The organism is Terriglobales bacterium (genome assembly GCA_035691485.1).
Classification (GTDB): domain Bacteria; phylum Acidobacteriota; class Terriglobia; order Terriglobales; family Acidobacteriaceae; genus JAIQGF01.
On record DASSIZ010000047.1, the window covers coordinates 1 to 23,087 of the forward strand.

The 23,087-nt window shown below is 60.0% G+C and carries 18 protein-coding genes; 11 read left to right on the forward strand and 7 right to left on the reverse strand.

Annotated features, from left to right (window positions below):
- Positions 1-67: 67 nt before the first annotated feature.
- Positions 68-865: a bifunctional hydroxymethylpyrimidine kinase/phosphomethylpyrimidine kinase gene (gene thiD / locus VFI82_05755; GenBank protein HET7184168.1), complete on the reverse strand. Its 798-nt coding sequence runs from the start codon at positions 863-865 to the stop codon at positions 68-70.
- Between the two features lie 308 nt (positions 866-1,173).
- Here thiD and VFI82_05760 point away from each other — a divergent pair, with 308 nt between their 5' ends.
- The 4 genes from VFI82_05760 to VFI82_05775 all read left to right on the forward strand — a co-directional run bounded on the left by VFI82_05760 (position 1,174) and on the right by VFI82_05775 (position 3,979).
- Positions 1,174-1,647: a septal ring lytic transglycosylase RlpA family protein gene (locus VFI82_05760; protein HET7184169.1), complete on the forward strand. Its 474-nt coding sequence runs from the start codon at positions 1,174-1,176 to the stop codon at positions 1,645-1,647.
- 10 nt (positions 1,648-1,657) lie between these two features.
- Positions 1,658-2,422, forward strand: a complete 765-nt coding sequence (gene pyrF / locus VFI82_05765; GenBank protein HET7184170.1) for an orotidine-5'-phosphate decarboxylase — start codon at positions 1,658-1,660, stop codon at positions 2,420-2,422.
- A 77-nt stretch (positions 2,423-2,499) separates the two neighbouring features.
- Entirely contained in the window at positions 2,500-3,390 is an 891-nt protein-coding gene (locus VFI82_05770) for a hypothetical protein (GenBank protein HET7184171.1), read from the forward strand.
- 325 nt (positions 3,391-3,715) lie between these two features.
- Positions 3,716-3,979 (forward strand): hypothetical protein, encoded by a 264-nt coding sequence (locus VFI82_05775; protein ID HET7184172.1) that lies wholly within the window; start codon positions 3,716-3,718, stop codon positions 3,977-3,979.
- A gap of 160 nt (positions 3,980-4,139) precedes the next feature.
- On the opposite strand, the gene VFI82_05780 is transcribed toward VFI82_05775, so the two are convergent.
- Complete coding sequence (locus VFI82_05780) at positions 4,140-4,889, reverse strand: BON domain-containing protein (GenBank protein HET7184173.1); 750 nt, start codon at positions 4,887-4,889, stop codon at positions 4,140-4,142.
- A gap of 756 nt (positions 4,890-5,645) precedes the next feature.
- Between VFI82_05780 and VFI82_05785 the strand changes: the two genes are divergently transcribed.
- The gene (locus tag VFI82_05785; GenBank protein HET7184174.1) at positions 5,646-5,846 is read left to right on the forward strand and encodes a cold-shock protein; all 201 of its coding nucleotides are present in this window, start codon (positions 5,646-5,648) and stop codon (positions 5,844-5,846) included.
- Between the two features lie 544 nt (positions 5,847-6,390).
- Positions 6,391-6,708: a PilZ domain-containing protein gene (locus VFI82_05790; protein ID HET7184175.1), complete on the forward strand. Its 318-nt coding sequence runs from the start codon at positions 6,391-6,393 to the stop codon at positions 6,706-6,708.
- 571 nt (positions 6,709-7,279) lie between these two features.
- Here VFI82_05790 and VFI82_05795 read toward each other — a convergent pair.
- Positions 7,280-9,808: a DUF3536 domain-containing protein gene (locus VFI82_05795; protein ID HET7184176.1), complete on the reverse strand. Its 2,529-nt coding sequence runs from the start codon at positions 9,806-9,808 to the stop codon at positions 7,280-7,282.
- Positions 9,809-10,543: 735 nt separating this feature from the next.
- A complete protein-coding gene (locus VFI82_05800) occupies positions 10,544-12,793 on the reverse strand; it encodes an APC family permease (protein HET7184177.1) in 2,250 nt (749 codons plus the stop codon).
- A gap of 562 nt (positions 12,794-13,355) precedes the next feature.
- On the opposite strand from VFI82_05800, the gene VFI82_05805 reads away from it, so the two are divergent.
- From VFI82_05805 to VFI82_05825, 5 genes are all read left to right on the forward strand, one after another.
- The gene (locus VFI82_05805; protein HET7184178.1) at positions 13,356-14,459 is read left to right on the forward strand and encodes a glycosyltransferase family 2 protein; all 1,104 of its coding nucleotides are present in this window, start codon (positions 13,356-13,358) and stop codon (positions 14,457-14,459) included.
- A gap of 64 nt (positions 14,460-14,523) precedes the next feature.
- The gene (locus tag VFI82_05810) at positions 14,524-15,963 is read left to right on the forward strand and encodes an ATP-binding protein (GenBank protein ID HET7184179.1); all 1,440 of its coding nucleotides are present in this window, start codon (positions 14,524-14,526) and stop codon (positions 15,961-15,963) included.
- Positions 15,964-16,111: 148 nt separating this feature from the next.
- Complete coding sequence (locus tag VFI82_05815) at positions 16,112-16,381, forward strand: hypothetical protein (protein HET7184180.1); 270 nt, start codon at positions 16,112-16,114, stop codon at positions 16,379-16,381.
- A 671-nt stretch (positions 16,382-17,052) separates the two neighbouring features.
- Entirely contained in the window at positions 17,053-17,508 is a 456-nt protein-coding gene (locus VFI82_05820; GenBank protein ID HET7184181.1) for a PilZ domain-containing protein, read from the forward strand.
- 288 nt (positions 17,509-17,796) lie between these two features.
- A complete protein-coding gene (locus VFI82_05825; protein ID HET7184182.1) occupies positions 17,797-19,041 on the forward strand; it encodes a TonB family protein in 1,245 nt (414 codons plus the stop codon).
- A gap of 230 nt (positions 19,042-19,271) precedes the next feature.
- Here the strand turns inward: VFI82_05825 and VFI82_05830 are convergent, their stop codons facing one another.
- From VFI82_05830 to VFI82_05840, 3 genes are all read right to left on the reverse strand, one after another.
- On the reverse strand, positions 19,272-20,669 hold the full coding sequence (locus tag VFI82_05830; GenBank protein HET7184183.1) for a phosphate ABC transporter substrate-binding/OmpA family protein: 1,398 nt from the start codon (positions 20,667-20,669) through the stop codon (positions 19,272-19,274).
- Between the two features lie 55 nt (positions 20,670-20,724).
- Entirely contained in the window at positions 20,725-21,957 is a 1,233-nt protein-coding gene (locus tag VFI82_05835; GenBank protein HET7184184.1) for an ABC transporter substrate-binding protein, read from the reverse strand.
- Between the two features lie 167 nt (positions 21,958-22,124).
- The gene (locus VFI82_05840) at positions 22,125-23,042 is read right to left on the reverse strand and encodes an ABC transporter permease (protein ID HET7184185.1); all 918 of its coding nucleotides are present in this window, start codon (positions 23,040-23,042) and stop codon (positions 22,125-22,127) included.
- Between the last annotated feature and the right edge of the window lie 45 nt (positions 23,043-23,087).

Below are 23,087 nucleotides of genomic sequence, written 5' to 3' on the forward strand. Positions count from 1 at the left end.
TGAGGAATCGGTTTTTCGGGATAGCGTGAGCGTTGGAGTTGCGTTTGACTCGCCACTGGCAACTGACTCATGCTTCCCTCATCCCATAAAGATGATGCAGCGGCCCTTTCCCTTTTCCCACGCGGTACGCCCGCTCGATGGCGCGTCTCACATACTGTCCCGCCGCGCTCACTGAATCCTTCAGCTCGAATCCGCGCGCTAAATTGCATGCCAGCGACGTGGCAAACGCGCATCCTGTCCCGTGCGTCGACTGCGAATCAATGCCTTTACCGGCGAACGTAGTTACTTTTCCGCCGATGCTCAAAACGTCCACCGGCGACTTCAAATGCCCGCCGGTTACGACCACCGCCCGCGCTCCCATCTCGTGCAGCCTTGCCGCCGCCCGCTTCATGCCAGCCAGGTCTGAAACCTCCGCCCCGCTCAGCGCCGCCGCCTCGTTCAGATTAGGCGTGATCACGTCCACCAGCTCGAGCAGCCTCTTCCTGACCACCCCCACCCCCCGCTCATCCAGCAGGTCCAGCCCCGACGAAGCCCTCAGCACCGGATCCAAGACCACGTTCCTCAGCCGGCGCTTCCCCAGGAACTCCGCTACCGCTTCCGCCACATCTCCCGACCCCAGCATTCCTATCCTGACCGCCGAAAGCGCCACATCCCCCGCCAAAGCCTCCAGGGTCTCGGCTACCAGGCGTCCCGGGACCGCTTCCACCCTCTTGACCCCCTGCGTTGTCTGGATCGTGAGGGCTGTAATGCAGGTCACCCCGTAGCAACCATGGGCGGCGATCGTCTTTATGTCTGCCGTGACCCCCGCCCCCGACGACGGATCGTATCCGGCGATGCTGAGCACTATCGGTCTGGTTTCAGGCATGGCAGGAGTTTACACCGGTGTTACGGCGGTACATGCCCGTCTCGTTCTGATACCAGCCAGAAAGGCCTTCTGACCGGCCAACTACCCCTCAAAAGGTCGCTTCTAACTCCTAGACAGCAGGGGGAATCAGGTTGGTAACTGCTTCCTTTCGGCCTCCTGTCCGCGCCTCTTCGCCACGCCGTTTTGTCTCATTTCGGGACTCCAAGTTACCTCTGGCTGGGGCTCCCGGTTGACTTTCCCCCCTCGTCTGCTAGCCTTTAACGATCGTTTCTCGGGGGAGGGACGACTATAGAACGCGCGAGGTGACAATGCGACGAGTACTGTCTTACATCCTGGCGGCCGTTTTACTGGCCACCGGCCTGGAGGCGGCACCCCGAACGAACACGCACCCCGATCCATTAGAGCACGCGATCCAAAGCAACGCCTCCGGGCCCCGATTGAAGCCGCATAAGCCTTATCAGGTCGGCACCGCCTCCTGGTATGGCCACCAATTTGACGGAAAACAAACCGCCAGCGGCGAAACCTTTAACATGTACCAATTCACCGCCGCCCACCGGCATCTGCCCTTGGGAACCATTGTCCGGGTAACGAACCTGCACAACGGCGAGTCCGTAGTGGTCCGCGTGAACGACCGCGGCCCCGTGCCCTCGGCCCGGATCATCGACTTGTCCTACGGGGCGGCCCGGCAGATCGGCATGAGCGGCGCGGGTATACAGCCCGTGCGCCTGGATATCGTCCAGCCGGCGCCGGAAATCGCACAATCTCAGGCCTTTATGCCTTAAACTGGCAGGCATGGCCGACGCCCGCGAGCGCCTGATTGTTGCCCTTGATGTTCCCAGTGCCCCCGAGGCTCGAAGAATCGTGGCAACGATTGGCGACTCGGCCCAGATTTATAAGGTAGGTAAGCAGTTATTTACGGCCGAAGGACCCCAGATCGTACGCGACCTGGTGGCCTCCGGCCGTGATGTCTTTCTCGACCTCAAGTACCACGATATCCCCAATACCGTCGCCAGCGCCGTCCGCATGGCCGCCCAGCTCGGTGTCCGCATGCTTACCGTCCATGCCTCCGGCGGCCTCCGGATGCTCAGGGCCGCCGTCGAAGCCGCGGCCACCGCTTCTGTAGCGACGGCCTTGAGTCCGTCCGGGGGAATCAATTCCGCCGCTACGCGCCCCCTGATCCTGGCCGTTACCGTCCTAACCAGCCTCAAAGACGAGGATCTCACCGAAATCGGCGTCTCCGGGCGGGTCATCGACCAGGCGCTCCGGCTCGCTGCCCTGGCCCGCACCGCCGGCTGCGGTGGGGTGGTTACCTCCGCTCGCGAGGTCCGGGAGATCCGCCGCGAACTCGGCACCGGCTTCGCCATCGTTACCCCCGGCATCCGTCCCGCCGGCAACGCCAAGGCCGACCAGGAGCGCGTCGTCACCCCGGCCGAAGCCATCTCCGCCGGCGCCAGCCATATTGTCGTGGGACGACCTATTACCGCTTCCCCCGACCCTGCCGCCTCCGCCCGCCGTATCCTCGACGAAATCGCCTCCGCCACTGCAGTCACCGTTTAAACAGTAGCCCTAGCCCTTGTTTTCTCTCGCTCACCCTTCCCTCTTCCACTCGTCCAACCCCTCGTACGGGGGGCATTATGAAACTGGACCGCTCCATCATTCTTGGCCTTTTCTTCGGCGCTGTTGCCGCCGTATCCGCCAATGCGCAAACGTCATCGGCGTTTCAAGAGGAGTTCCACCACGCCTACACGCTCACACCGGGCGGAAGCATCCAGCTCAAGAACATCAACGGATGGGTGAAGATCAGCTCCTGGGACCGCAACGAGGTCAAGGTTGACGCCCTTAAGTACGCCGGGACTCGCGAGCGCTTCGACCAGGCCAAAATCGAGGTCGACGCCAGCCCCAGCTCTATCTACATCAGAACCCATTACGACGACGGGCACGAGCTCAACTACAGCAGCGACGACCCCATCCACAACCCCGCCACCGTGGACTACACCCTTACTGTGCCCGCCAGTGCGCGCCTCGACGGCATCAAGCTCATCAACGGCAATCTTGACATCCAGAACGTCACCGGCGACGTCGACGCGCATTGCATCAACGGAAATCTGCGCGCCTCCGGCCTCCGCGGCCGCACTGATCTCTCCACCATCAATGGCGCATTGGAAGTGACACTCGACACTGTTTCCGGACCCGTCATTTCCGCCAATCGTCAGTCCGACAATGCGCGTGACGTCGCGCTCAAATCCGTCAACGGCGAAGTCGCCGTGACTCTTCCCTCGGACACCGACGCCGAAGTCCACGTTCGCACCGTGCACGGCAGCATCAGCAACGACTTCGGACTTCCCGTCGACGACGGTCGCTATGTCGGCCACTCCCTCGCCGGGCGGCTCGGCTCCGGCGCCGTCCGCATCCAGCTGAAAAATGTGAACGGTCCGGTCTCTATCCACCGCGCCTCCGACGGCAAACCTCTCTCCGCCGTGCAAAACATTCTTCCTCCCAGAACCCCGCGAGAGACTTCGTTTTAGCGTCTCGGGCCGCGCAGGGCTTTAGCCCTGGAAAGCATGCTTTTTTCGGAGACTTGTCATTTCGAGCGGGCTTCAGCCCGCAAGGAATCTCGGTTTCCTTTTCCGTCTTCTTGCCATTGCTCGCAACTCGTCGCCGCTTCTTCCTCCGCTCCCCGCCGCCAGTCAGACCGAAAACCCCAGGCTACCTGCCCAAAACCTCAGGTTATCTGGACCTAACTCGCTGATTCCGCTCACCACCAAAGGAGCACCTATGCCGTCCCGATCGTCCGGTTTTTAGGCCCGACGACGATGTCGCGGAGCGCATCTGAACATGCGGAGCGACCTCATGGCTAAGAACCGCGAAAACGACGAACTGGGACCCAACTCCGCCGGGCAATCCGGCGACACGCAGCAGATTTCGAACCTGCCCGACGCGGATTCTGAAAGCGTCGAGGAGTTAGTCGAGGAAGGAAACGCCTTGGAGGCCGGCCTCGTCGAGGGCGTGGAAGACGCCGAGGACCCCGACGTCTCGGAGGTCACTACGCGCCAGGTGCCGGAGGACGATGTTCCCGCCGAGTACCTGGATGACGAGAACAAGAACGTTGCGTGAGAAGAGTAGCTAGTACCGAGTACCTGGTGCCAGGCGCCTGGTGCAGTTTAGCGAGTCGCCAAAAAAAAGCGCGGCCCTTTCGGCCGTGCATTTTTATGACGGTTCTCGGTTGTCGGCTAACCCGTCATCAGTAGTCAGTGCCCGCTACTTGGTACTCACGCTAGCGCGCGACTTCCTTGTCGGTCTGCAGGTGGTTCTCCACTGAGAACACGCCTGGGACCGCGCTGGCGCGGATGAAGGCTACGTTGCGATCGAAGTTGTCCATGACGACGCCGTAGAGCCCGACATGGCCGCCGTCGACCACGATGCGGATCGGCGCCTGTGGATCCAGGCTGTAGCGGCTGAGCGCCGGATCGCGATAGATGGCGCGCGCCACGCTGAAGCGCACCCGGTCGTCGTAGAACGAGGCCGGCGCAACCTTCACCTGGTTCACCACGCCCTTCACGCCGGGCGTGTTGACGACCTCGGCGATCGCGGATTCGCGGTCCACCGGATTGCGGACTTCCCCGCCGACGGTGGCCACGCCGTTGTCGACTCCGACGGTGAGCACGTTCCAGACGTTGCCGTAGCCGACGCGGTCGTAGGCGAGCTTCTTCGCCAGCTTGTCGCGCAGCGCGGCGTCGGAAATTTCCGGTCCGGCAACGCTGATTTCGTCGCGTACGTTGTGGCTCTGTTTGCGCGCCTTCTTCTCCGCGTCGAGCTTGTGTTTGTAGGAGTCAACCGTGCCCTGGAGCGTGACCACGCCATCGGACACGCTGGATTGCACATTCTTGAACTCGGATTTCTTCTGCAGTTCGGCAGCGAGTTTGGCCTGCAGGGCAGCGTCGCTGGCTGCGTCAGCCAGCGCCAATCCGCCCAGGCTCATGATCGCGGCCAACAGAATCGCCGCAAATTTCGCGTTGCTTTTCATATGCTTTCTCCTCACGAATGCGAACCTATTCGTCCCCACAATAATTAACCGTTTGGTTAATTAATTAGACGCAGGCGGGAGGGAAAAGTCTCCGGATAGAAGTAAAAGTTTGTAAAGATGGTGTCGCTGAAAGTAGGGAAGTCGACGAGCCGCTGGCGTCGGCTGCAAGTTTGGGCTTGCCAGAGGTCGCGGGTGGCGATGATGCAGCGAGGCTAGCGACAAAAAATTAAAAGGGCTATGACATTGGTTATGGTCTAGCCGCCAACTCCTGCGAGGGAGTTAACGACGTGGACGCATGTACCGTCACAGCCCCTTGATGCGATCACTGCTTTCGCAGTACCGAACCCCAACGGAACCTCGCAGTATCCGTCGGTTTTTTCGGGTCCGGCCGCTCGACGAGTTGCCTCGCCTGGCGGACCACTCAGTCTACTTTGGACTGGCGACCGATGATTGAAGCCAACCCTTTCGACCGTCGACGGGCGGGATAGTAACACTGAACCAAAAGCAGTCAACGCCCAACATCGGTGCAGTGGAAGATAATCCGAGGGCGCTAAGGCAGCAGTGTTTAGCGGAGATTTCCACTCATTTCCCACATGGAATGAAAGCCTCTAGTTTCTGGTCTCTAACTTCCAGTTCCTGGTTTCCAGCTCTTAGCTTTTAGCTTTTAGCTCCAGGCTCTTATCTTTTGACTTTTCTGGCTATAGCTTGCGCCGTGCTAAGGGCGCGAAGTATCATCTGCTGGGTTAGGAGAGCACCATGCAAGGAACGGTAAAGTGGTTCAATGATTCCAAAGGATTCGGTTTCATCACCCCCGATGACGGAAGCAAAGACGTCTTCGTTCATCACAGCGCGATCGTCAGCAGCGGCTTCCGGTCGTTGGCCGAAGGAGACAAAGTCGAGTTCCAGACCGAGCAGGGGCCCAAGGGACCGCAGGCGAAAGACGTCAAGAAAATTTAGTCCGGTCCAACTCACAAAATAAAATCTTTGCCACAAGGTTGCGGCTGAACCAACCAGAGGTTCAGCCCGACTTGCGCGGTCGCGCGCGCTCATGCGAGGCGCGGGAGTTGGCTTGGGTTCTCGTAGGATTCACGAAGCAGGTTGACGACACGCCCAATCCAGAGGTTTAATGCCCGGCACATCGTGGGGTCGTAATGCCGGAGCAAGCGGAACAGCAACCCGCCGAGCCAGCGCCGTTCTGCTGCTTCGCGATGATCACCGAGATCAGGCAGAAATAAGCACAGTCGCCGGTTAACACGATGGGAAATTCCGGGCCGACGACGCCGACGCGCGAAGGGCCACCAGCAGCAATTGTGCTGTGATTAGCAAAAGTTTAAAGAAGCTTCCGCTTCGACGCTAGGATACACTCACTTTGTAAATTGTGGTCGGCAGAGCCTAGGGAGGTTCGCGCGCTCCGCGCCCAGCTGATTGGAGAACCCGGCGCGGTGCCGCTGAGGTCACAGAACTTTCAATTGCATGCTGAGCAGTTTGAGGCAGGAGCGCGATGACTGACACCACCCGCAATGAACGACGCTGCGAGCAGCGGATTCGCTTTGAAGCCCCGGCGACTATCGCTGCGGCGGAGCACCGGATCGCCGCATCGACCAAGGACATCAGCCAACGAGGTTTATTCTGTTTCACCGATGCCAAGGTCGAAGTTGGCAGCGATATCGACATTCTGCTTATGCTGCCGGAAGAGGTGGGGTTGCCGGTAAGCGGGATGGTCTGTTGTCACGGGCGGATCGTTCGCTCGAAGTCCGAAGGCGGGCAGTATGGGATGGCAGTGGAGATCGACCGTTTGGAACCGGTGCCCACAGTCTAAGGCGAGCCCGACAGAAACTTTTCACTCCTCAACTTGTTGAGCTAGAACGCCGCCGCGATGAAAATGCGTATGATCGCGTGGTGGCAAAGACGCCGGCTCGTGCGTAGCGGAAAGAGTCTGTTGTTCTTGAGAGCGCGGCGCGGGTTCGAATGTTGGAACGGTTCGTACCCGGCGCATCAAAGGTGTAGAGCTTGGAGTCACACTTGAGATAGGGCCTCAGCATCCTCTGCAAGTCTGAATAACATTCACTGCTGTAGTGCTCAGCAGCCGACGCCGACTCCCAAATACTCACTTCCATCACGGCTTGTCCACGAATTTGTACGAGCGTGGCAATGCATCCCGAGCGGTCGCGAAGCGCTGTTTCTTCGACGACCTTTGTGAACTCGGCAGCGGCAACGGAAGCAGCCGAAAACGCGACGACACGGGCCAACATCTGGGTGAGCTCCCCTGCACTTCGATCTGTGCATCATACCCCTGCCCCAAAAGAGTGCAACAAGAAACATCAAGTGGTATGCGAAAAGCTGACCGACCGGGGGTACCTGGGCGTTGCGTCCGGTGCTAGCCGGTTCTCTTATATGCAGGGGCGCTGCGAAGGGGAGGCGAGGTGAGCAAAGCCGGAACCAGGGTGGTCGCTGTGCAAGGGTGGCGGTCCCACGTGATCCGGGAGAAGCGGACATGAAAAAGCGCCATCCGGGACCGTGACTCCCAGGCGGTCGCCCAACTGCACAAAGTGCTCAAACCAGGCGCCCGGGATCTCATGCGCCAGCGCGTTTGTGGATACTTCCTGGAGCAGCCGGTAATACACGTTTTGCGCCTTCCACAGGTCCACGTCGAACGGCAGGACGCGGGCCAAGCAGACGATGGCGGAGACGGTTTCCAACAAGTCACGATCGTAAGGCTTCTGCGACCACTGATCCGCCAGCGCATTCAGGCGTTCGCGAATGGCGAACTGCAGAGCGGGAACGTCGAGCTGGATGCGGTCGCGCGAGGCCTTCTCAATGAGGGCACGGATGCGCTCCAGGTCAACGTCATGATCGGTCAGCGCGCGCTGGACACCGCGGTTCAGGACGAAATCGCTGGTGGTGCGCAAGATGCCAGGCAACGGCATCTGCAAGTCCGAGAGGAAACACATGAGCTGCGCGTGTTGGTCGTAAACCTGGCGATAGACGGACTCGGCTTCGCCCAGGGTGGAGTTAACGATTTGCGAAACGATGCGGCGCTGCTCATCGCGGAACAGCGACTTCAGGGAATGAGCCGCGCCGGGAAAATGGCGGTCGAGCACGCGCAGACACTCAGGCAAATCGGCCGACTGGAAAGCGCGTGTGGCCTGCGTCACGAGGCCGCGGAATTCCTCCTCGCGCAATGACGGACGAACCCCGGCAGTGAGGTTGTGATCGCCGAAATGAAGTACGGCGAAGTTGAGGGTCAACTGCTCGCGGGTGAGACGAGAAGAGACGTCGGCGCGGCCGAGAGCGAGCCGGGCTTTCCCCGACTCGAGCACACGCGATTCGAGCAAGTCGACGCTATAGCAGTAAACGTAACTGCGGCCGCGGTAGCCATCAAATAACGAGCTGATGGCGTAATGCGCGCCGACTCCTTCCAGATCGAGCATGGCCGGCCGAACGAAGCGTTCGTAAACCTGGCGTCCGCTGCCGCAGGCGGGAAGGTTGCTCCAAGCCTGCTCCAGGCGACAGAGGAATTGTTCTTCGGGGTCCACGGCCAGCAATTCCCGGGCGAGCTGGAGGGCGCGGCCCGCATATTGCAGCGACTGCACCGTTTCAAGACCGGTGAGCTCGTCGAAGAACCATCCGCAACTGGTGAACATGAGCATGAGGTGGCGCTGCAATTCCAGCAGCTTGAGGGCGCGTACCTGCTGCTCGCGCGACAAGCCGGGAACGGCATGGCGGGCAAGAAAAGCATCGGCGACCCAAGGAGATCGATCGACCACGACGCGGATATAGTCGTCGCGAGCGCTCCAGGGATCGCGCAATAACGGCTGTGCCTCCAAATCGTAGAGGGGCGCCAGATGATCGCGCAGCCAATTCAGGGCATCGCGGAAAGGGCGGCGCCACTGCTGATTCCAGGAGAGGTGCGTGCCGGAGTTACAGCCGCAATCGGATTCCCAGCGCTCGATGCCATGACAACAACTCCAGGAGGTCTTCTCCGCAATCGCGACTTCCTGCGTCGCGGGGTGCAGGGCAAGGAATTCACCGTAGTTGGTGATGCGCGCGAGGTGATTGCGTTCGATGTACTCCAGCGCGTAGGCCAACGCCATGTCGCCGCGCGGATGGTGATGGCCGTAGGTCTCGCCGTCCGTGGCGATGTGCATCAACTGCGGCCAGGTGCGAGCGTCGTTGAAACCGGTCATCAAGCGACGGGCGAAATTCTCGCCGTTCGAGAGCAATTTTTCGAAAGCCACGGCGTGCGAGATCGGTCCGTCATAGAAGAAGAGGCTGATCGAGCGGCCGGAGCTGAGGTTGCATTGATAAGCGCGGGTGGGGTCGATCGCGCCACCGTCGCAGGTCACCCAATCCTGCCACGGGCGGTTGCGCCAGCGCAGCGCCTGATGCGGAGCCAGGATGGTGAACTTGATGCCCAGGGAACTCAAGCACTCCAAGGTCTCAAGGTCCACCGCAGTTTCCGGCAGCCACATGCCCTCGGGATCACGTCCGAAGCGGTGCTGAAAATCGCGCATGCCCCAAAGCACCTGGGTGTATTTGTCGCGCGGATTGGCCAAGGGGAGAATGAGATGGTTGTAGGCCTGCGCCAGCGCGGCGCCGTGGCCGGAGAAGCGCTCGCGGCTCAGGCGATCGGCGGCAAGGATCTGCTCGTAAGTCCAAGGCGCTTTCTCTTCCAGCCAGGAAAGCAACGTGGGAGCGAAGTTGAAGCTGATGTGCGAATAGTTGTTGGTGATCCTGGCGATCCGCCCTTGGTCGTCGAGAATGCGGCAGGCGCTGTTGGGCGCGTAGCACTCGGCGCAGATGCGTTCGTTCCAGTCGTGGTAGGGAGTGGCGGACGCTTGAAATTCAACCGCGGCCAGCCAAGGATTTTCGCGGGGCGGTTGGTAGAAGTGCCCGTGAATACAAATGTAACGGTCCACTTGGCCGTAAGCCTCCCGAACCGGCAATGCAAAGGCCTCGCCTGAGACACGATACCGCTGACACTAGAGGAGAGGGAGATACAGTCTTGGTACGTGCAGTTTCCCGGCACTCAGGCGCCGGGCTGGGTTCTGACGTCCCTGCGGTGGAGTTGATGTAACCGTATGACCCTCTCTTGCGCCCCAGAGTTACACATTGTGCCGCCGCTGCGCGGCCGGATGTCTTGGTGTTGATCGCAGCGTGTTTCGGGCTGTCGTCCTCAACAAAAACGTGTCGGCCTCGCGTTCGCTCGGGCTGGCTTGGTTTTGCGAATCCTACCCAACGCTAACGCGTTGGGCTGGCGAAGCATGCCGGGCTCGCTGCGCTCGCGCTCAAGCACGTGCAGGCCGCTCGTTCGTGTGGTCCCTCGGACAGGCTTCCCGCCACTTAGGTGGCGGCTATGAACTGCCGCGCTGGACTCAGGTTGTTTATGACTGCGTTCCCGGCACTCACCCTTCGGCTTTGCTCAGGGCAGGCGGTGCCGGGCTATGAACCGTCGTGCCTGCCGGAGTCGCGCTCGAGGGCGAGCGCGCTCCAACCGATATCCGGAAGGGAAACTGCCGTTCCGGCGGGACTCAGGATTTCAAGAGGTAGTGGCAAAAGGCGCGGCTAAAGCCGCGACCCGTCAAAAGCGGGCCAACTTATCAGGTGAGAGCAGATTTCAATTGGTGGCGCCGCTACTTTCATGGTCGGGCGGGTTACCCATTGTCGGGCCGGTTGCCGACCCGGCCATCCAGTTCCTGCTGCAGCAGGGCCATGAGGCGATCACGATCAGGGCCGGTCAATTCGCGTTTCAGTTCCTTGAGCGCGAGGCCAACCAAATCGTAGTGGTGCAGGCCGGAGTAGCGTGGGTCGGTGGTGAGCTGAAGCCATAGGTCGTGCAGCAATGCCAGGTCTTCGTCGCGCAGTCGCGGAGTGTGAGGTCCGAGCAGGTATTCCTTGCGGCTGCCGTCGGGGGAGATGATTTCCAGCGTCAAACGCGGCTTGGGTTCGGGCAGCCGTTCCCAAGCGTCGCCGGTAAGCTTGGCTTGCTCGTCGGCGGTAAGCTTGGTGGAGAGGCCGCACACCAGCTTCGCCGCTTCCAATCGCTGCGCCGTGAGCAGGATCGTATCAAACACGTCGGCGCCGGGAACGACCAGCAGCGACACCGGCTTCCCTTCCTTCTCCGCCACAGCCACGACCCGCGAAAACAGTTCTTGCTCGTAGGTGTCGAAAATCTCTTTGGCCTCATACATGCGGTTGCCGCTGAAGGAGTGCTCGCGCGGGGTAACCCGGGCGGTCATGACGACAACGTCCTGCTTGGCGGTCTCGGTGCGACGAAGGATGTCACGAAGATAGTAAAGACTGGGATCGCGGACGGGAACCAGTACGTTGCCGGGCCGGACGCGCACTTGCTGGGTATCGAGCTCGGGATCGGCGAAAACGCGGAACTGCTCCAGCGCGTGGTGCTTCCCCTCCTGACGGCGCAGCGTATAGCGCTCGCTGACGGTAAAAATAGCAAAGAAGACCAGGCTGAAAGCGACGCCGGCGATGGTCGCCTCCTGCTTGGTGAAGAGGTTGATCAGCGCGGTGGCGAACAATACCAGCGCTATTCCGACGAGCCCGAGCGGAATTTCGCGCCCGGCGATATGAAGATTCCCCGGGACCTTCCATTCGCGATTTTCCGGCTCGGTATAGCGGAGCACGAGCACGGCGAGAGCTTTGAAGGCGAAACTCCAAATCACGCCGAAGGCGTACAGTGCCGCCAGCAAGTAGACGTTGCCGCGACTGACGATGATGGTAAGAACCTGCAGGCCGACGATGAGATTAATGATCCGGAAACTGGTGCCGTAGCGCTTCTGCGGCCGCTGGAACCAAGGCATCAGTACACCGTCTTCGGCCAGCCGGTTGAGCACACCACTGGCGCCGACGATGGCGGTGTTCACCGCGCCCGACAAGATCAGGGCGCCAACCAGGACCACGAAGGCGTGGAAGATCAGCTTCGGCAGGGGCGGGCCGACAAGATACATGGCAATGCCGCCGATGAGGTTGGCGAAGAAGTCGGGCCGGACATTGTCGGGGATGATCATGACCGCGAAGAAGGAGACCAACCCGGTAAAAAGCAGGCTGTAGAGGAAAATCACAAGACCGGCGCGTTCGAGGTTCTTAAGCTTGGGGCTCTCAATTTCGCGGTTGACCTGGGCCAGCGTTTCTTCGCCGCTCATGGCCAGCACGGAGTGGCCGAAGCCCACCAGGAAGATAAGCCAGGTGAGTGACTGCGCCCAGGTGCCATGCAGCCAGCCCCATGCCTCCTTATCCATTTTGAAATTGCTGGGCGATGGCAAGGGCGGGATATGGGCGCCGCGGCTGAAGATCGTGATCAGCGACCAGGCGATGAGAATGACCACCATCACGGTGGTAATTTTCATGATCTGCATGGCCTTGTCGCTGGATTCGTGGATGCCTTGAATGTTTTTCCACCAGAAATAGATGGTGACTATGACGGCGAAGACGGCGGCGAAGTGATCTTCGTTAAAGCGCACCCCGTGCCCGGCGTAAACGGAAATTTCCAGGACGAAGCCGCCGAGGTATTGGCCGGCGGATACGGCGCTGATCGGACCGGTGAGGATGTAGTCAAAGAGCAGCGCGGAAACCGACATCTTGGCGAGAGTGGCGCCGAGAGCTTCCTTGACAACGCGGTACACGCCGCCGCGCACGAACATGCTGCTGGATTCGATGTAGACGGAGCGGACGGCATAACTGAACAGCATTACGGCGAGGATGAACCAGGGCGCGCTCTTGCCAATCACCTTCTCGGCATCGCCGCCGACGTAATAGGCGGAGGAGGCCAAATCCGCCAGCACTACCGCCGCCACCCGCCAGAAGCTGATGAAGCTCAGCATGACGGTGGTGGCAATGAACACCGGGATGACCGGACGCTTCAGCTTCGAGTTTTGAGCAAGACCCATTTCAGTGGGAGGGCTTAGCCAACGATTGCCGAATTGCTCCCAGCTTGCGCGGCAGGAACATAAGCATGAAAGCGATCTGGCCCAGTGATGATACCTAACGTCGCAAAATCTGCGCCGGAACTCCGCCCGCAAGCCAGAAATTCAGCCGAATTGTAATTGGAAGAGGCGAGGGCCTGAAAGGTTTAAAGGAAAATTGCAGATTCGTGGCGTGCGGGCGCCGCGGGCGAGGGCGACGGCCGCTCGGGTCCATTCCTTGGTCAAAATTGCACGTCGACAGTCGATCGGCGCAGCGCATCCGCGTTTCCAGCGCTTCGGGCGTCCGATCAGGCCACATCTTGCTAATTCGAAGTGGGCTACAATCCGGCACTGTTACAGTTTGGCCGACAGTGCTTACAATCCTGCAAGCATGTGCAGGCTCAAGGCTGCAGGCCTGAAGCCCTATACTTTGCCTGATAGGTAGAGCGCGCCGAAGTTTCCGATGGGCGGTGAAACGAACAACATGGTAGGAGGAGAAGACGCTTTGGCCAGTTTCCCTGGCGTTGAACACGGAGCTACTACCGGCATGACGGGCCAGACCTTGGAACTGGCGGTGATCATTCCCACCTACAACGAGCGGAGTAACGTCCCTTTGCTCGTGGAACGCTTAAAAAACGCGCTTGACGGAGTTTCCTGGGAGGCGATTTTCGTGGACGATGACTCGCCGGACGGGACCGCCGACGTGGTCCGCGAGTTGGGCGTCCGCGAGCCCCGACTCCGCGTGCTGCAACGGATCGGGCGGCGCGGCCTCGCCTCCGCCTGCGTTGAGGGGATGCTGGCAACGAGCGCACGCTTCCTGGCCGTAATGGATGCGGACCTGCAACACGATGAGTCGATCCTGCCGGTGATGCTGGCGGCGATCCGGCGGGGCGATGTCGACCTGGTAGTCGCCACGCGCAACGCCAGCGGCGGCAGCAAGGGCGATTTCGCCAGGAAACGTGCGCTGCTCAGCGATTTTGGGGCAAAGCTCAGCGGCGTTGTCTGCAAAACGCGACTATCGGACCCGATGAGCGGATTTTTCATGCTGACCCGCTCCTGCTTCTTCGAGGTGGTCCGAAAAATGTCGAACACCGGGTTCAAGATCCTGGTGGACATTGTTGCGTCGGCCGACCGCAAGCTGCGCCTTGCCGAAGTGCCCTACACCTTCGGTCTGCGCCAACACGGAGAAAGCAAGCTCGATGTCAATGTCGGGTTCGAATACCTGTACCTCGTCGTTGACAAGCTTACCCATGGTCTGGTGCCGGTGCGTTTTGCGATGTTTCTCCTGGTAGGCGGCAGCGGACTGTTGGTGCACATGGCCGTGCTGTCCTTCCTGTTTGTAGTGCTGCATGCGCAGTTCCTTATCGGGCAGACGGTGGCGACGGTGGTCGCGATGACGTGGAATTTCTTCCTCAACAACACGATCACCTTCCGCGACGCCCGCCTGCACGGGTGGAAAATGCTGCGCGGCTTGCTGGTCTTCTACCTCGCGTGCTCTTTCGGCGCGCTGACCAACATTACGGTTGCGCAATTCGCTTTCGGACATGCGTGGCCCTGGGTGTTGGCAGCCATCACGGGTGTGATCGTCAGTTCGGTCTGGAATTTTGCGGTCAGTTCAATCTTCGCGTGGCAACGCAAAGGGTCCGGGTAGAGCCGCGGCATGGTTGGGCTCATCCAGCGCGGCCCAAAAAGTCGGATGGGCTACAATCCTGCGTGTGAAAAGGCCGGCACAGATCCTGCGCTTTATCACCGCCGCGGCCATCGTGGTGATAATCGTCTGGGTCTATTTCCGGCTGATCCGGGTAAATCCAACGACGGTGGGCTTCACGTTCCTGATGGCGGTCCTGGCCGTTTCCGCAGCCTGGGGACTGCGCGTGGCACTGTTCATGGCGATCGTGTCGACCCTGGCCTACAACTATTTCTTCCTTCCGCCGGTGCTCAAATTCACCATCGCTGATCCGCAGAACTGGGTCGCATTGTTTGCATTCCTGGTCACGGCGATCATCGGCAGTCAGTTGTCGGAGCGGGCACGGCGTGAGACGCAGCAATCGAACCAACGGCGCCAGGAGGTAGAACGGCTGTACGCCTTCAGCCAGCGATTACTGGGCACGGAAAACGTGTTCGGTTTGCTCAACCGCGTACCCAGTTTCATCGTGGAGTCGTTCGGAGTGGTGGGAACCGCCATTTACTTTGAAAACAAGCAGAAGACTTACTACTCCGACATCGTGGTCCAAGCCGCGATTCCGTTGGAACAGCTCCAGGCTGTCAGCGGCAGGGGTGAGCCGGTGCTGGATCGAAAGAATGGCCTCTGCTACATGCCCATCCGGATGGGAGTGCGGCCGATCGGAAGTCTTGGCTTGGTGGGCTGCAATGTTTCCCGGGAGACGCAGGAAGCCATCGGCAGCCTGATTGCTATCGCCATCGAGCGCGCGACCACGATGGAGAAGCTGACCAAGGCGGAAGCGACTCGCGAGAGTGACCGGCTCCGCTCCTTACTGCTGGATTCGGTGACGCATGAATTCCGCACCCCCCTGACCGCAATCAAAGCATCGGCCGAAACCCTGTTATCCGAGGTCGAACTGGACAAACCGCAACTGAAAGAGCTGGCCACCGTCATTAATGAAGAGAGCGACCGGCTCAATCACCTGGTTGGAGAGGCAGCCGAAGTTGCGCAATTGGATGCGCACCAGGTCGAGCTCAATTTTGAGCCACACTCGATTCGCGACGCGATCCAGCTGGCCTTGCAGGAGTCGAAACAAGCTACGGAGCGTCACAGCATTGAGGTGAATGCTCCGGATGATCTTCCGGCTCTGCGCATGGACGTGAAGAGAATCGCGGAGGTCCTCACGCAACTGCTGGACAACGCAAGCAAGTATTCCCCGCCCAATACGCCGATTCACGTCACGGCCGAGCTGCGGAACGGACAAGTGGTCACCTCGGTAGCCGATCACGGACCGGGCATCGAGGAAGTGGAGCAGTCCATGATCTTCGAGAAGTTCTATCGCGGGCGCAACGAAAGAGTCTCGATCCAGGGCACGGGCATGGGGCTGTCGATTGCGAAGGCGATTGTCGAATTACATGGCGGCAACATCAACGTCACGAGCCAACCGGGACATGGTTCGGTCTTTTCCTTCACCCTGCCTGCTGAATCCTGAGATTGCTTGAAGGCCCGGTGCCCGGCTTGCTAATAGGAACCGGCGTGGAATCATGGCAATTTGAACCTGCCCACTGCAAGCAATCGGAAGGTGATCAGTGTTCTTCCGCGCTACCACCGCTCCTCTATGCGACCGACACCACGTCCCGATGTCATTTGCAGCTTACGAAGATAACGGAGTCGCGCTCGAGGGTTACGGTTACCTATGCTGGCAAGCGGGTTGCGGCCGCTGGTATGACGCCACGATTGGCTACTTCGACATGATGAACGGCAGTCCAATGCCGGACCCGCCATTTCTAACCTGCCCTGCCCACGACGTGCCGCTGTACGAAGGCCAGTTCGATTTCCTGGCAGAGGCGGCGCAGTTGCGTTGCCCGCAAGCGTACTGCCCGCATCGCTTGGTGCAATCTGCGCCGTAAAGGCCAGCCCGCTCACAAGATCTTGCGATAGCCGGCTACCGATTCCACAGGCTTAGCAGAAATTTTTGGAGAGGGTTTGTGCGCGTCGAGCAGGTCGGGAGTCTCAGAATTCTGCTCAATACGGCTAAGCCGAGTCATATGCTCCCAGTCATATTCGTACTCCATGCCGCACCGGATGCAGACCTGGTAAGTCCGGTGGCTCCCGGGATTGGTGACCGGGAACCCAAACTTGTGCTTGCATTCGAAGAGCAGCCTAAACAGTCTGGGCAGCATATGAGCTGGGCTAAAGCTACGTTCAGTCGGCTTCGAGGTCAATTACCCGTAATTGGTGCAGCCGGTCCGACGGTGTAGCGGCGAGTTTCGCGCCCAGTTAACCAGTTGACGGTTGTCAGAAAAGAGAAGCCGCCCTTGCGGGCGGCTTGTGGGGAGGGACGGCCCTGCGCTGTTTGGCGCGGCGCGATTCCTCGACCCGCAAACTTTCGAGCGCCAACTTATCCGCTAATGGTGCGGCACGCAATTACCAAGAGGAACTAGCTCGATGGGTTAGCCCTTTGACCGACTATTTTTAGCCATAGGGCCGCCCGGGTATCCAACCGTTACTTACCCTATGCACTAACGTGCTCTTCCCTACTCTTTCCGCACGCAATAAAGTCACAACGAATCCAATGCCAGTGAAGCGAATCTTACGCAAGTTCTCGCTTTTGCTGCCGAGCAAGGTGGCGGCCCGAGCCTCAAAGAACCCCCTGGGGCCGCCTCGTGAGCATCCACGTGCAGCTTTAGCTACCGACGTCAAGGTGGAAGGACAGGACTTCAGCTTCAACGCACGCAGCGTACAGCTGGGCACAAAAGGTATGTCGCTGGAAGACGGAGACCACCTTTCGTTGGGACAACCGGTTCAACTGTCATTCGCTTTGCCCACAGGCTGTCGCCTAAGCGTCGGGGCAGTCGTATGGTGGAAAAGAAATGCTCTGACCGGCTTGCGCTTCGACCCGCGAGAAGACTATTACGCGATTCAAGAATGGATCGAGATGGAGAATGGAGACGCCTTCTCAGGGCGCTCCGATTCGAAGGATCCGCAGTTGGCGCAGCCGACGGCGCCGGAAATAAGCTTGGACCAGAAGCGGTAGTAAGAACCCACCCGGACCGCTACCGATGATTCGTCATTGCAACTGCAGCGTTATGACGTCGGGGCTCGAATAGCCGCGCAGCTTGCAGTGTTCCGGCCAATCCTCAGTCTTTCAAAATCGCTAACGACGCAGGGTTCCGCTAACGCCGATGAGGGCAGCATATATACTGCAGGAAATTTCCATCGTGGGCTGCACGCGCTCTGGCGAGGGTTGGCGGCCTGCCAGAGGCAAAAATCAGGTGCAATACCTGTTTTTTTCTCACCTCTGGCGTTGTATAACAGGCCTACCGTGCGTACCGCAGATGTGCCCCGGCTTGACACCCTAACTGCCCTGGAATTGGCGGCTGAGGAGGCAGCCCGTATCACGGGCGCCGATGGCGCCGCCATTGCCATCGGCAATAGTTCGGCCATGTGCTGCTGCGCCAAGGCGGGCAATGCGCCGGATGTGGGCGTGCTGCTGGGGCCCGATTCCGGTCTTTCGGGAGTCTGTCTGCGGACCGGCCAGTTGGTGCAGTGCGACGACACCGCGAACGATCCTCGCGTGGGCGCCCAAGCGGGCCAGCAATTAAGTATCCGGTCGGTGCTCATCGCGCCGGTGCTGGCGGACGGCCGCCTGCAGGCAATCCTGGAAGTCATGTCTTCAAAGCCGCGAGCGTTTAGCTCGCGGCATCGGGATGAATTGTCCCGCATGGCAAAAGGGATTGCGATGGTGCTCAGCCACGGCAGCGCACAACCGCAGCCAAGTGCGCCGGCACAACCACTTCAAGCAGATTCCACAGCGTCTGTAGCAGACGGGAGACGACTCGAACGTAAGCCTCCCGGCGCCCCACCGATTTCGAGCTATAGTGCGGGTGTAAGCCCGGCGCCCACGGTTGCACCCGGCGCATCGCAGCCTACAGCGCGGGTCACCGAGATTCGAAAGCAACCGGATGATGTCAGGACCGCCGCTCCCGCAGTAGAGCCGCCAGCGGAGGAGGTGGCCGCTTCACCGTTGGCACTGAGTTCCCTATCTTCCAGGGCCAAGATTGGCATCGGCGTGGCCGCGCTGGCGATGCTTGCCATCGGTTTGTACATGGTCGGCGGGAGTCGCAATTCACCGCCTGCAGAACCTGTAGCATCCTCGTCAAGCAAGGCTAGCGTGGCATCGTCGACCGAGCCGGGAGAAGCATCGGCAGGGACACCCGAAATCACGGTCGAGCAGAATTCCCTTTCAGTTTCCGGCTCGGAAGCAGGGCCCAACGTGAGCGGTACCGCACCGCAACTCAAGCCGGGGAAGCTGGCGCACATGGTCGAACCGGCTTATCCGGCCTCCGCGCGCGCCCGAGGCGTCAGCGGGTCTGTGGTGCTCACTGCTATTGTCACCAAGCAAGGCCGGGTGACGAACGTGAATTTCGTGAGGGGACCAGACGAATTGGCCGCGCCCGCGATCGCGGCGGTGCAGCAGTGGGTTTACGAACCGTACCGGCTCGGCGGTGAACCGGTGGCGGTAGAAACCATGATCTCCATCAAGTTCGCCCTCCGCAAGCGACCCTGAAGATTTCGGACGTTTCGGAAGTTTCGGAAACGCAGGCTCCCGCGACTCGCACTCCGTCGCATCCACTCCGTCGTGCTCGCTCGGGATGACACAGGGATTCTGTGCGGCACGGCTAAAGCCGTGCCCTACCCAATATTTGCCAATTCGATAAGTCTGCAGGTCGTACAAGAGAAGATTGGCTGCAGGAGTCGTCCGGCACGCACCTGCTGGATCCGATCCGGAAGCCATCTTTATTTCCTAAGCCAGATCTCCACTCGCCGGTTCCGCTCCCTGCCTTCCGGCGTGTCGTTGGTTGCAACGGGGAGGTTGTCGCCAAGACCTTTCACCAGGCCTGGCTTGAGGCCACGCTGAATGAACTGTTCCGCTACGGCATAGGCGCGCGCCTGGGAGAGGTCGACGTTGAATTGCGGATTACCCGTGTTGTCGGCGAAGCCGAAAAGCAGAATGTTGTTTCCGCCGTAGCCCATGTCGCCCATGAAATCGACGACCTTATTGATGTCCGTGATCGCCTTGTTGTCCAGCGCTGCGCCTCCGGGCAAAAAACGGAAGTCCAGCGATAGCCGACCTGCCCCACGGGTCATCCGGCTATATTCGACGGGAGCCAACCGTGGCGTGGCGACAGGAGTCTCCTCCGTCACGTTCTGCGGAACGAAGCCAGCGGAGGCGACAAGATCCTGGCCGGCCTTCGATGCCGCGAAGTCCACGAAGCGTTTCACGTAATCATTTGCCGGCTTGGCCGCAGTGTAGAGGTACATACGGCGCGTAAGCGGGTAGTCTTCAGTCGCAATGGTCATGCGGTTGGGCAGCAGAGCCGTGGTGCCACGCTCCGAGACGGGGACCGCACGAGCACTGCCAATGAACCCGGAGCCCACGAATCCGATGCCCATGGGATCGGCGGCCACGGCCGTGGCAACCGAAGCCATGTCCTTTGTCCGTTTCACACTGGGCGCTACCGTTCCGCCGCCGAGCACCAGGGACCGGAATCCATCTTCGGTCGCGGAGTTCGCGAACGGGGCATAGAGCACTATGGTTCCCTTGGTGTTGCCAACCTTCGACCAGTCTGTGATTGTGCCGGAAAAGATTCCGGCGAGTTGCTCGGTGTTGAGAGAAGCAACGGGATTAGCGCTATTCACCAGGATGGCAATGCCATCCAAAGCCAGCACATGCTCGTTGGAGGGCGAAGTCATGTCGCCCATGAAAGGAAGGTTCGTAATCTCTTCCTGGTTGATGCGACGCGCCGACATGCCAATGTCGCAAGAGCCATCCGCCAGACGATTAAAGGCGACCCAATTCGCTCGACCGTCAATTTCAATGGAGGAGGGTGACGTTGCTCCGGGAAGGGTCCCTTGTACCGTGGCTACGCCGGAGGCCGAACCAGGCAGGACTTTGACCTCGGTGGCGCCGATTTGCTGCAAGAAAGCCTGCGCCAGTGACGGCGCCAATTTCGTCCCAATGGTGTTGGCGCCGGCGAGGCACAGTATCGGGCGTCCGGCGGCGGCGACCGCGCTTTTGCGGTCGGCACGGTGGTACGTCGCGTACGCACCTATGCCGGCGGCGCCCAACATGATGAACGCCACTGCAATCCACCACAACCAGGCTGGTTTTTCGAGAGCGCTAGTTTCCGTCATAGGGGCCTCCAATAGACCGTAACTGAATTGGCGATTGGGTTGGATTCGGACTGCTTCATTGCTTCGACCCTTCCGAACTACGTTCGGCCCAGGTCGGCGTGGGCACAATGGGCTTGGCTTCAGCGGCGTCGGGCGGCCACACGACTCTATATTGCTGGTTTTGAACCTGTGTAATCAGCACCGGGTGCGCATTTTGGCCGTGCGCGTCAAACTTGATGGGGCCAAAAGCGGTCTGGGGCAAGTCCGTATTGCGGATGGCATCACGAATTGCCGCCGGCTCCGCTGACGCGCTGCGTTTAATTGCGTCCGCAGCGACCAACAATGCGGCGTACGCTTCCACGGCGTGATACGCCGGGTGAGTACTCGTCAGTTGCAAATACTTTTCGTCGAATTCCTTCGAACCCGCCCACTTCGCCATGGGCAGCCACTGCGAAACCGAGAAAGTGTAATTCGCATATTTTCCCGCGCCCTTGTCGGTGGGAAATTCAGCCGCGGCGAAGCCGGTTCCAGCCGAGGTGTAGTACCTGGTGTTCAGATCCACCTGCGCCGCCTGGCGCATCAGCGCATTAGCGTCGAACAGGTACGAGGCAAAGTAGATGACTTCGGGATTCCGCGCCTTGATGCGCTGTAACAGCGCCTCGTAGCCGGGGGACTTGGCCTGGTACCCTTCCTCGGCAACGACGTCGAGCGCCGCCGCCTTCGCCGCAACCGACATGGAATTGCGATTCGCCTGGCCGAACGTGGTGTTCTCATACACGATGGCCAGGGTTTTGGGATTGCCGTTGTTCTTGAGGAAATCCAGCGTGGACCGCGAATATTCGCCCGAACCCGCGCACACGCGAAACACCCACGGCGAATTGGCTTTCATAATGTTGTCGGCCACCGCCGTCGGGATAATCAGCGGAACCTGCTTCGCCGTCAACACCGGAGCAATCGCGCTCGTGCTCTCGCTGGAATAGGCGCCCAGCAGGAGGGGGACATGATCCTCGTCCACCAGTTTGGAAACACCGCGCACTGCACGGTCGGGCTTGCTTTGGTCGTCGTAATAAATCAGCTGAATTTTTCTGCCATTTACGCCGCCGGCGGCGTTGATCTCATTCTGGGCGATCGTGTATCCAGCCTTGTGTGCCTGGCCGAAAGCGGTGTTGCTGCCGGTCAGCGACGTGATCACGCCGATCTTGACCGGTTCGGTGGTGCTGGGTCCGGATTTGCCGCACGCAGCCAGCAATAACAGACTGGCGAGCAAGCTGGGAACCCCGGCGAGGAGTTTGAAAATTCTCGTATTCATTTGTGCCGATTGAGGTGGATTTTAACACTTTAAGGGCGGTTGGATTTCCTCAGGTCGTTCGCTGAGTTATGGGGACTGGATACCGTACTAAGGCGGCCATTTCTACCGCCGCTGACCTCGAGAGCATTGGCAACTTCGGGAACAGTCATACGAGGGGCTTTCAGTATTTATTGCCGGATCCGTGGATTGAACGCCGAATAGAGCAGGTCGGTAAGGAAATTCACGGCAACATAGGTCAATCCAATCGCCAGGATACAGCCCTGCACCAAGTAGTAGTCTCGGGTGTTGATCGCCTGAATGGTGAGGCGGCCGATCCCGGGCCAGGAAAAGATGGTTTCCGTGACGATAGCGCCCGCCAGCAGCGCGCCGAACTGCAGACCAATGACGGTGAGCACGGGGACCATGGCGTTGCGCAGCGCGTGGCGGTATACGACCGTGCTTTCCGGCAGACCCTTGGCGCGCGCGGTGCGAACGTAATCCTGGCTTAGCTCCTCCACCATCGAAGTGCGAACCATGCGGGTGAGGATGGCCGCCAGCGCGCCGCCCATGGTGATCGCCGGCAACACCAGGTGCGCCATGGTGCCGCTGCCGGAGACAGGCAGGATGCCGAGATTCACCGCGAAGAACAAGATCAGCACCGGGCCGAGGGCAAAGTTCGGAAATGAGAGCCCCAGCAGGCTGATGAAGCTTATGGCGCGATCGTCCCAGCGGTTGCGGCGGCGCGCGGAGCGCACGCCAGCGGGAATGGAGAGCACAAGGGCGACAAGGAGGGACGCCAGGGTGAGCTTGAGTGTGAACGGATAGCGCTCGGCGATGAGACGACCGACGTTTTGATTGAAGCGCAACGATTGGCCGAGGTCGCCGCGCAATACACCCTTCCAGTAATTCAGGTATTGCTGCGGCAGGGGCAGGTCGAGGCCATAGGCATGGCGCGCCGCCTGGATATCGGCGGCGGCAGCGCCTTCGCCGAGCATCTGCTGGATGGGGTCTCCGGGCACGAGGTGAATCAGGAGAAAGACCACCGACACGACCAGCCACACGACGGGAAGCGTGTAGGCCAGGCGCGTGAATAGGAACCGCAACATCGTCGTGGTTGTTAGTAGTCTGTCGTTGGTCGTTGGTCGTTCGTC

Excerpts from the sequence above, each read along its gene's own strand:
- thiD (HET7184168.1), bottom strand. The coding sequence starts at position 865 with ATGCCTGAAACCAGACCGATAGTGCTCAGCATCGCCGGATACGATCCG.
- VFI82_05760 (HET7184169.1), top strand. The coding sequence starts at position 1,174 with ATGCGACGAGTACTGTCTTACATCCTGGCGGCCGTTTTACTGGCCACC.
- pyrF (HET7184170.1), top strand. The coding sequence starts at position 1,658 with ATGGCCGACGCCCGCGAGCGCCTGATTGTTGCCCTTGATGTTCCCAGT.
- VFI82_05770 (HET7184171.1), top strand. The coding sequence starts at position 2,500 with ATGAAACTGGACCGCTCCATCATTCTTGGCCTTTTCTTCGGCGCTGTT.
- VFI82_05775 (HET7184172.1), top strand. The coding sequence starts at position 3,716 with ATGGCTAAGAACCGCGAAAACGACGAACTGGGACCCAACTCCGCCGGG.
- VFI82_05780 (HET7184173.1), bottom strand. The coding sequence starts at position 4,889 with ATGAAAAGCAACGCGAAATTTGCGGCGATTCTGTTGGCCGCGATCATG.
- VFI82_05785 (HET7184174.1), top strand. The coding sequence starts at position 5,646 with ATGCAAGGAACGGTAAAGTGGTTCAATGATTCCAAAGGATTCGGTTTC.
- VFI82_05790 (HET7184175.1), top strand. The coding sequence starts at position 6,391 with ATGACTGACACCACCCGCAATGAACGACGCTGCGAGCAGCGGATTCGC.
- VFI82_05800 (HET7184177.1), bottom strand. The coding sequence starts at position 12,793 with ATGGGTCTTGCTCAAAACTCGAAGCTGAAGCGTCCGGTCATCCCGGTG.
- VFI82_05805 (HET7184178.1), top strand. The coding sequence starts at position 13,356 with ATGACGGGCCAGACCTTGGAACTGGCGGTGATCATTCCCACCTACAAC.
- VFI82_05815 (HET7184180.1), top strand. The coding sequence starts at position 16,112 with ATGTCATTTGCAGCTTACGAAGATAACGGAGTCGCGCTCGAGGGTTAC.
- VFI82_05830 (HET7184183.1), bottom strand. The coding sequence starts at position 20,669 with ATGACGGAAACTAGCGCTCTCGAAAAACCAGCCTGGTTGTGGTGGATT.
- VFI82_05835 (HET7184184.1), bottom strand. The coding sequence starts at position 21,957 with ATGAATACGAGAATTTTCAAACTCCTCGCCGGGGTTCCCAGCTTGCTC.
- VFI82_05840 (HET7184185.1), bottom strand. The coding sequence starts at position 23,042 with ATGTTGCGGTTCCTATTCACGCGCCTGGCCTACACGCTTCCCGTCGTG.